The sequence below is a fragment of the Larkinella humicola genome, assembly GCF_008727875.1.
GTDB classification, from domain to species: Bacteria; Bacteroidota; Bacteroidia; order Cytophagales; family Spirosomataceae; genus Larkinella; species Larkinella humicola.
Window position 1 is genome coordinate 1,878,773 of sequence record NZ_VTWS01000001.1, and the last position, 9,018, is coordinate 1,887,790.

The following is a 9,018-nucleotide window of genomic DNA, read 5'->3' on the forward strand; positions in this document are numbered from 1 at the left end:
GTCAGACAACCACCGCGCAAATATCGTGCTAATTTTTGTACAAAAATTGAGGATTTATTTAATTTCTTCGGTATAGTCCGGTCAGCAGATACCGGGCGGCTAAAACGTAGGGGTTTGTACTCACTACGACTGCGTTTCCAGAGGCAGCTCGGTCTGGTAGATGTCGGCAAAACATTCCTGCAATTCGTGAACATAGTGCAGATACCGACGGCTGCTGACGCACAGCCAGCAATTGAGACCAGGGACTAATTTCAGATCCTGAAAAAACCAGAAGTGACGGGCGGCATCGGGACGAAAACCGAATGAGGTCAACCATTGCTTGGTCAACCGAATGGGTTGAGGACGGTGGTGCGGCAGGATTTCCCGCAACAATTTTTCAGTAAACAGCGTCGGTTCATTTCCGACGTAATAGTATCGGCCAACTTGTGGCGGGCTGATTTTCATGGTATGGGATCGGTAAAATCACGAACACACAAAAGTAGAGGGTTTATTTCAAATACGGCAAGTGAATTGGATCGTGAAAGTTACTTTTTTTTACCGTCTTTGTCACCATTTATTCACTAACGGTATAAACCCACCTATTTATCTATGATTTTGACCTTTTTTATTCTGTGTCGAACCAATTTGGGCAGAAACAGATGCCCCTTTTGCTTCTGCCCCCACTTTTTTAACGAAACCGGTCCGGATTGAATGGATGCAGTTCCATCGCCGGTGTGCGGTTGCCGAGACAATCGGCCACCAGTTTACCCGAAGCGGGTCCCAGACTCACCCCCATCATTCCATGTCCGGTCGCTAAGGTCAGATTTTCAAAGCCCGACACCCGGCCAATATACGGCAATCCGTCGGGCGAACAGGGCCGCAGTCCGCTCCAGACCTTCGACACGTCCGGCAGTTGGGCCGGCAGGTCGGGGTAGTAGTTTTGGATGGAATTGACAATGCCCCGCACCCGATTCATGTTAACAGACAAATCAGTCCCGGCTACTTCGAGCGTACCGGCAAACCGCAGGTCCGCGCCCATCGGCGTGGCCGTGGCGCGGGCTTCCAGCATAATGGCCGGAACCCGGATGTTCGGACGCTGGTTTCGCAGCATGAAACTGTAGCCTTTGCCACCCTGCAGCGGCAGCGAAATCCCCAGCAACCGCATCAAAGACGGTGACCAGGCACCGGCGGCAAGGACCACTTCGTCAACGGGGTGTTCGGCTGTAACCGTTTTGACGGAAGTAATCCGGGAACCCGACCGGCCAAAACCGCTCACCGATTGGTTTTCCAGCAGCGTGACGCCCCTCGTTTTTAAATACGCCACCAGCGAGCGAATGAACTGACCGGGGTTCAAATGGGCATCGCCGGGGTAATACACCGCCCCCCGGACGTCCACCCGGGCTTCCGGCTCCAGGTCCTGAACCTGCGCGCCCGATAACTGCAGTGCTTCGATGCCGGCGCGGTTGGCCACCTCCGCTTCCTCCGCCATCTCGTGTTCAGCAGCAGCGGTTTTATACAACATCAGGAGCCCGTCTTCCTTCCAGCCAAACGACAGGCCATCGGTCCGGGCGAGTTCCTGATACAGTTTTTTGCTCAGCAAGCTAATGTCACGCAGCGCCGGAATCGCCCGCTCGACGTGTTCGGGCGTCGAATGTTTGTAGAAGAGCCAGCCCCAGCGCAGAAGATCGGCACTCAGACGGGGTTTGATGTAAAACGGACTGGTCGACCGCAGCAGCATCCGCATGCCTTTGGCCATCATGCCCGGCTGCGCCAGCGGGATGATGTGACTCGGCACAATCATCCCGGCATTGCCGAACGAACAGCCGTCCGTCAGCGTGTTCTGGTCGAAAACCGTTACCTTATAACCCGCCTTGTCCAGATAATACGCTGAACATAAGCCGATTATGCCACCACCAATAATACCAATGTGTCTCATATTACCTGAAAACCATGAACGTAAGGATCGTCTTCATCCAGAATAATATGATTGAAGCCGTGAATAATGGCCCAGCCTTCAATGCTCGGCACAATGGCGGTTTTTCCGGACAACTCCGTTTCCTGCTCGATTCGGCCCGTAAAAATGGAGCCGATAATACTCTCGTGCACAAAATCCTGATCCGGTTTCAGCCAGCCTTTGGCATGCCACTGCGCCAGCCGGGCCGACGTGCCGGTGCCGCAGGGCGAGCGGTCGATGGCTTTGTCGCCGTAGAAAACCGCATTGCGGGCCGTGGATGTTGCCGCCAGCGGTTCGCCCGTCCACAGAACGTGGCTCAGCCCGTTGATGGTCGGGTTTTCGGGATGCACAAACGCATACTGTTCGTTCATCCGTTCCCGCATCACCCGCGCCCAGGCAATGAGTTGTTCTGCCTTGAAATGCTGTAAACCGGCGAAATTGGGCTGTGGGTCCACAATGGCGTAAAAGTTACCGCCGTACGCGACATCGACCGTCAGGGTTCCCAAATCCGGACAATCGACCGTCAGCCCTTCGGCCGCCAGATACGACTTGACGTTGGTAATTTTGACCGATTTTACCTTTCGCCCCTCCTGCCGGTATTCGGCCCGAACCAGCCCGGCGGGAACTTCCAGGTTCAGGACGCCCGGTGTTTTCGGCACAACCAGCCCCTGCTCGATGGCCACTGTCACGGTTCCGATGGTGCCGTGACCACACATCGGCAAACAGCCCGACGTTTCGATAAACAGCACACCCACATCGTTGGCGGGGTCGCTGGGCGGATACAGAATGCTGCCTGACATCATATCGTGGCCACGCGGTTCGAACATCAGACTCTTCCGAATCCAGTCGTAATCGCGCAGAAAATGCTGCCGTTTTGCACTCATCGTCGCCCCTACAAGGTGCGGAATACTCCCACCGGTGACCACCCGAACGGGATTCCCGCAGGTGTGGGCGTCGATGCAATAAAAATTATAGCTCATACGGAGAGACGACTACACCGTTTGCAGTTCGGGGCGGATCGCCAGAGCGGCTTCAATAATGCCCAGCACCCGTTCCCGTTCTTCTCCCTCCAGTGTCAGCCGCGGGGCACGAACGTATTCCGAACCAATGCCGGTGGCCGTAGCGGCAAGTTTGATGTATTGCACCAGTTTCGGCTGAATATCCAGCTCCAGCAGGGGCATAAACCACCGGTAAATCCGGATCGCTTCGTCGATTCGACCGGCTTTCACCAGCTCATAAATGGCCACCGTTTCCTGCGGGAAGGCATCGACCAAACCGGCCACCCAGCCATCGGCACCCGACACCAGCGCTTCCAGTGCCAGCGTGTCTACCCCACCCAGCAAACTGTAGCGGTCGCCAAAGGCATTCCGCATCCGGGCGATGTTGGTCAGGTCGCGCGTCGATTCTTTCACGGCCCGAATGTTCGGCAAAACCGCCAGTTCCTCAAACATGGCCACAGTGGTCATGATTTTGTAATCGACCGGATTGTTGTAAATCATGATCGGCAGCGAAGTTTCCTGCGCGATGGTTTTGAAAAACGCAACGGTTTCGCGGGAATCCGCAAAATACCGCATCGGCGGCAACAGCATCAGGCCATCGGCTCCGTTGGCTTCGGCTTCCCGCGCCCCCCGAACCGCTTCGCGCGTGGAGGCTTCTGCCACATTCATAATCACCGGAACCCGGTTATTGGTAGTTTCCAGCGCCTTTTCGAGCAAAGAAAGCTTCTCGGGGCCGGTCAGCGTACTGACCTCGCCCAGTGAACCGGCGATGATCAAACCGTGAACACCGGCATCGAGATGAGCCAGGATGTTTCTGGCGAACAGCGGCAAGTCGAGTTCGTCGTCGGCCGTAAAAGGCGTGAGCAGGGCGGGATAAACCCCTTTCCAGGGTACGGAGATAGCCATAATATCAGGGATTGATCGGACTTGAATGGAATACGTGCCACCTGCACGCTTCAGATAGAACAAATTTGGCAAAATAACGAATGGCTCACTTCATAGAGATTGATTGATTCTGATACTTTTTTTTCCACTTTATGGTACAATTAGAAATTAACCAACCAATTCTGTATCAATTTCGAAAATTATCGCTACTTTGTTTTGCATCACCGTCTCTATTCATCACTTAATCCATTTTAAATCGCTATGCTTTCGACACTCCTCTCCACGCAGAAGCAGCCGTCACCGCGCCCCCGTTTTCACTCCTGCCATCTTTTTTTCCCGGCTTTCCAATGAAACCGCTGCTGTTCCGAATCCCCACCGTGGCCGATCGCTCGTTTCGGGTTCAGGTCGATGATGGGTCTCATTTTTACGACCGGCTTCATTTCCATCCCGAACTGCAATTGACGTTAATCAAGGAAAGCGTGGGTACACAGGTTATCGGCGACCGCATCGACCGATTCCGCCCCTACGATTTATTGCTTTTGGGGGCCAATCTACCGCATGTATTTCGCAACGATCCGGCTTATTTTTCCGCAAAAACCGCTCAACGGGCCTTGTCGTATTCTGTCTATCTTCGTCCGGAGCACCTGAAAGAACCGTTTTTCGGTATGCCCGAATTGAACCACCTCAGCCAGCTTTTTCAGGAAGCCCGACATGGCGTTCGGATTCGTTTTAACGAGCCGGTTTCAACCACGCATTGCATGGAAGAACTGCACACCCTTCGTCCTTTCGAGCAACTGATGGCGCTTTTAACGGTTTTGGATTGCATGGCGACCGATTCGAGACGGGAAATGCTGTCGATGACGGCCTACGAACAACCCCGCCGTCCCGACGATCACCAGCGGCTCGACAATGTATTTACCTACATTCTAAACCACTACGCTTCGCCTATCACCCTGGAAGAAGTGGCGGCTCAGGCTCACCTGACCGAAAGCGCGTTTTGCCGGTTTTTTCGTCTTCATACCCGAAAAACGTTTTCGCAATTGCTGAATGAAGTCCGGATCGAACACGCCTGCCGTTTGTTGCAGGAATCGAAACTTCCGATCAGCCAGATTGCTTTTTCGTGTGGCTACACGAATTTGTCGAATTTTAACCGTCAATTTAAGCTCATTACGAGCCTGACGCCGGGCCAATACATCAAAGCCATTTTCTAAAAAATATGAGACTGATTTTCAGAAAACTTCTCCTTATTCTCTTTTTCTTTACCAGTTTTCAAGCTGCAAGGGCGCAGTTTCAGGGCGTTCGATGGACTTCCGACGGAAACGCCTATCTGACCGTTACCCCGGAAGCGGTTCTGCAAACCGACGTGGTTTCCGGGAAGGCAATCCCCCTGATTTCCAGGGTACAACTCACCCCAACCGGCGCATCGAAACCGCTGACAGTGGCCCAGTTGGCGTTCAGCCGCGATTCTTCACAGGTGCTTATTTTCACCAATACCGCCCGGGTCTGGCGCTACAACACCCGGGGCGATTATTATCTGCTCGATCGGAATAGTAATCGATTGCGGCAGGTGGGAAAAGTCCAGCCGGGTCAATCGCTGCTCTACGCCAAGCTGTCGCCTGACGGAACCAAGGTAGCATATGTAAGCAAAAACAATCTGTTCGTGGAAGATGTGGCGACTGGACAAACCACCCCACTGACCACCGACGGCACCCGCAAACGCATCAACGGCACGTTTGACTGGGCGTACGAAGAGGAGTTCGGCTGCCGCGACGGTTTTCGATGGAGCCCGGACAGCAAGCAAATTGCCTATTGGCAGGTCGACGCCAGCACGATTCGCGACTATTTGATGCTCAATACGACGGATTCGGTTTACTCCCGTGTCATTCCGGTCGAGTACCCAAAAGTCGGGGAGTCACCCTCTCCGGTTCGCATCGGAGTCGTTACGGCCACCGGCGGGCCAACGCGCTGGCTGCCCATTCCGGGCGATCCCCGGCAGCATTACCTCGTCCGAATGGAGTGGTTTCCCTACTCGAACGAGCTGATTATCCAGCAATTAACCCGAAAACAAAACCAGAGTATTCTTTTTGTAGCGCAACCCGACAATGGCTCTGTAACGCCGATTCACCGCGAAACCAGTGACACCTGGATTGATACGAAGGAGAGTTGGAACCGGGGCAATCCCGCCGGTTGGGAGTGGCTGGACGGTGGAAAATCGTATATTTGGGTTTCCGAAAAAGACGGCTGGCGGCATCTGTATCGGATCAGTCGCGACGGCAAAAAAGAACTGTTGCTCACGCCCGGTTCCTATGACATTGCCAACCTCAATTACATCGACGAGCGAAACCAATACATCTATTTCATGGCTTCCCCCACCAATCCCACTCAGCGGTATTTGTACCGTGCGAAGATGGATGGCAAAGGAAAACCGGAGCGGATTTCGCCCGCCAATGAGCCGGGAACCCATGCCTACGACATCGCCCCCGGTGGTCGATATGCCCAGCATACGTTCAATAGTCACCAGACACCGATGGTAACAAACTGGATTCGCTTGTCCGACAATCAGGTCGTTCGTGCGTCTCCCAGCTCCGCTTCCAGCCCCCAATCACCCCGGAATGTGGAGTTTTTCAAAGTTCAAACCGCCGACGGCATTTCGCTGGACGGCTGGATGCGAAAACCCGAAAATTTCGACAGTACCAAAAAATATCCGGTTGTTTTTTATGTCTATGGCGAACCGGCAACCACCACGACCAGCGACGTCTTTTCGGCGGGCAGCAATGCGCAGTTTGACGGCGATATGGCCAAAGCAGGCTATTGCTACGTTGCCCTGGATAACCGGGGAACTCCGGCTCTGAAGGGAGCCGCCTGGCGTAAAGCCATCTACCGGCAGATCGGGCGGATCAACGTTCGGGATCAGGCGATGGGGGCTAAAAAACTATTCGAACAACACGCCTATCTGGATACCAGCCGGGTCGCCGTCTGGGGTTGGAGTGGCGGTGGCGCAACCACGCTTCACCTGCTGTTTCAGTATCCCGACATCTATAAAACCGGCATTGCCGTGGCGGCTGTGGGCAATCAATTGTTCTACGATAACATCTACCAGGAGCGGTATATGGGCTTACCCCAGGAAAACCGGGAAGATTTTGTGGCCGGTTCACCCATCACCTACGCCAAAAATCTACGCGGGAATCTCCTTTATATTCACGGAACGGGTGACGACAATGTGCATTATTCCAACGCCGAAGTCCTTATCAATGAACTCATTAAACACAACAAATACTTTCAGGTGATGCCCTATCCAAACCGGACGCATAGTATTTCGGAAGGCGAAGGCACCAGCCGTCACCTCCGCAGTCTATACACCCGGTATTTGCTAGAACACTGCCCTCCGGGGCCACACTGAGTGCGGATATAAATGATTTAACTCCGAATGGAATACGACATGATTCATCAACTCTCTAAATCCACTGGGCTCCTGCTGGCAGCTCTGTTTTTTTCCTTAGCGGTTCAAGCCCAAAAATATGCGTTTACACACGATGACACCTTACGCGGTTCCATTACCCCGGAACGGATCTGGTGGGACCTGGCGTATTATCATCTTCAGGTAAAAATCAATCCGGCGGACAGTGCGATCAGTGGCAGCACAACCATTTATTACCGGGTTTTAAAACCCGACCAGACGCTGCAAGTTGATTTACAACGTCCCCTTAAAATTCAGAAAATTGTTCAGGAAGGGAAGGAATTGGCTTTCAGGCAAGATGGAAATGCCTACTTTATAACGCTTCAGAAAAAGCAGGAAATTGGGCAAACCGAGTCGCTGGTGGTTCACTATGCCGGAAAACCGCGGGTAGCCAAACGCGCGCCCTGGGATGGCGGCTTTGTCTGGAAACGGGATAAAACCGGGCAATGGTTTATTGCCACAGCTTGCCAGGGATTGGGTGCCAGTGCGTGGTGGCCCTGCAAAGATCACATGTACGACGAACCCGACAGCATGCTTATCAGCATCACCGTACCCAACGGATTACAGGATATTTCCAATGGCCGTTTGCGCCGGGTGACCGACCACGAAGATGGGAGCCGCACTTTCGACTGGTTTGTGAGTAACCCGATCAGTAATTACGGTGTCAACGTCAACATTGGCAATTATGTGCACTGGGCGGATACGCTTCAGGGTGAAAAGGGGCGATTGACCCTGGATTTTTACGCCCTGCCCGAACATGCCGATTCGGCCCGTCGGCAATTCCAACAAGCGAAACCCATGCTGATAGCATTTGAGCATTGGTTTGGACCGTACCCATTTTACGAAGATGGTTACAAACTTGTCGAAACACCGTATTTAGGAATGGAGCATCAAAGTTCGGTGACGTACGGCAATCGTTTTCGGAACGGGTATTTAGGACGCGATTTGTCGGGAACCGGTTTTGGACTTCTCTGGGATTTCATCATCATCCACGAATCTGGTCACGAGTGGTTTGCCAATAACATTACTTACCGGGATGTTGCCGACATGTGGGTACACGAGAGTTTTACCAATTACTCCGAGAACCTCTATACGGAATTTTATTATGGAAAAGAGGCAGGATCGGCCTATGTAATGGGTACCCGGGCGCTCATTCGAAATGACCGACCCATCGTTGGAACCTACCATGTAAACCACTCAGGTTCAGGGGATATGTACTATAAGGGCGGAAATATGTTGCATACAATCCGGCAAATTATCGGTGATGATACGAAGTGGCGGGGAATTCTGAGGGGTCTTAACCAGCGATTTTACCACCAGACGGTTGATGGGAAACAAATCGAGGAATACATTATCCAACAATCCGGTATCGATTTACAGAAGGTATTTGACCAATACCTGCGCGATAAACGTATTCCCACGTTGGAGTATAAATTGATTAAAAACAAGATCCAATACCGCTGGACAAATTGTATCCAAGGATTTAATATGCCGTTAAAAGTGTGTTTAAATAATGCTGGCCCTATTGAGAAGCTCAACCCGACTACGCAATGGCAGACATTACCCATTTCAGGAATCAATTTGTTAACCAGTGATCCTGCTTATTATGTGTTTGTCCAGCAATCAAAATGACGCCTAAAAAAACGATACATAGGTCATAAAAAAAGCTCCCCGCTGGTGCGGGGAGCTTTTGTAATCTGTGGTGGCGGCAACCTACTCTCCCGGAAGTGACTCCAGTACCATCG

At 52.6% G+C, this 9,018-nt stretch carries 7 protein-coding genes; 3 read left to right on the top strand and 4 right to left on the bottom strand.

Translation table 11 applies throughout. The features are described 5' to 3' along the window. Positions 1-123: 123 nt before the first annotated feature. The 4 genes from F0P93_RS08015 to F0P93_RS08030 all read right to left on the bottom strand — a co-directional run bounded on the left by F0P93_RS08015 (position 124) and on the right by F0P93_RS08030 (position 3,837). Positions 124-444, bottom strand: a complete 321-nt coding sequence (locus tag F0P93_RS08015; protein ID WP_150875793.1) for a hypothetical protein — start codon at positions 442-444, stop codon at positions 124-126. Between the two features lie 223 nt (positions 445-667). Continuing rightward, complete coding sequence (locus tag F0P93_RS08020) at positions 668-1,915, bottom strand: NAD(P)/FAD-dependent oxidoreductase (protein WP_150875794.1); 1,248 nt, start codon at positions 1,913-1,915, stop codon at positions 668-670. Continuing rightward, entirely contained in the window at positions 1,912-2,913 is a 1,002-nt protein-coding gene (locus F0P93_RS08025) for a 4-hydroxyproline epimerase (RefSeq protein ID WP_150875795.1), read from the bottom strand. The genes F0P93_RS08020 and F0P93_RS08025 overlap by 4 nt, the downstream gene beginning before the upstream one ends. A 12-nt stretch (positions 2,914-2,925) precedes the next feature. Then, on the bottom strand, positions 2,926-3,837 hold the full coding sequence (locus tag F0P93_RS08030; protein ID WP_150875796.1) for a dihydrodipicolinate synthase family protein: 912 nt from the start codon (positions 3,835-3,837) through the stop codon (positions 2,926-2,928). Between the two features lie 326 nt (positions 3,838-4,163). Here F0P93_RS08030 and F0P93_RS08035 point away from each other — a divergent pair, with 326 nt between their 5' ends. The 3 genes from F0P93_RS08035 to F0P93_RS08045 are packed head-to-tail and all read left to right on the top strand — an operon-like array spanning position 4,164 to position 8,905. Then, the gene (locus F0P93_RS08035) at positions 4,164-5,027 is read left to right on the top strand and encodes an AraC family transcriptional regulator (RefSeq protein WP_150875797.1); all 864 of its coding nucleotides are present in this window, start codon (positions 4,164-4,166) and stop codon (positions 5,025-5,027) included. 5 nt (positions 5,028-5,032) lie between these two features. Beyond that, positions 5,033-7,216 carry a S9 family peptidase gene (locus tag F0P93_RS08040; RefSeq protein ID WP_150875798.1) on the top strand — a complete coding sequence of 728 codons (2,184 nt, stop codon included), beginning with the start codon at positions 5,033-5,035 and terminating at the stop codon, positions 7,214-7,216. Positions 7,217-7,255: 39 nt separating this feature from the next. Beyond that, on the top strand, positions 7,256-8,905 hold the full coding sequence (locus tag F0P93_RS08045) for a M1 family metallopeptidase (protein ID WP_150875799.1): 1,650 nt from the start codon (positions 7,256-7,258) through the stop codon (positions 8,903-8,905). Positions 8,906-9,018 lie beyond the last annotated feature (113 nt).

Excerpts from the sequence above, each read along its gene's own strand:
- F0P93_RS08020 (WP_150875794.1), bottom strand. The coding sequence starts at position 1,915 with ATGAGACACATTGGTATTATTGGTGGTGGCATAATCGGCTTATGTTCA.
- F0P93_RS08040 (WP_150875798.1), top strand. The coding sequence starts at position 5,033 with ATGAGACTGATTTTCAGAAAACTTCTCCTTATTCTCTTTTTCTTTACC.
- F0P93_RS08035 (WP_150875797.1), top strand. The coding sequence starts at position 4,164 with ATGAAACCGCTGCTGTTCCGAATCCCCACCGTGGCCGATCGCTCGTTT.
- F0P93_RS08025 (WP_150875795.1), bottom strand. The coding sequence starts at position 2,913 with ATGAGCTATAATTTTTATTGCATCGACGCCCACACCTGCGGGAATCCC.
- F0P93_RS08030 (WP_150875796.1), bottom strand. The coding sequence starts at position 3,837 with ATGGCTATCTCCGTACCCTGGAAAGGGGTTTATCCCGCCCTGCTCACG.
- F0P93_RS08015 (WP_150875793.1), bottom strand. The coding sequence starts at position 444 with ATGAAAATCAGCCCGCCACAAGTTGGCCGATACTATTACGTCGGAAAT.
- F0P93_RS08045 (WP_150875799.1), top strand. The coding sequence starts at position 7,256 with ATGATTCATCAACTCTCTAAATCCACTGGGCTCCTGCTGGCAGCTCTG.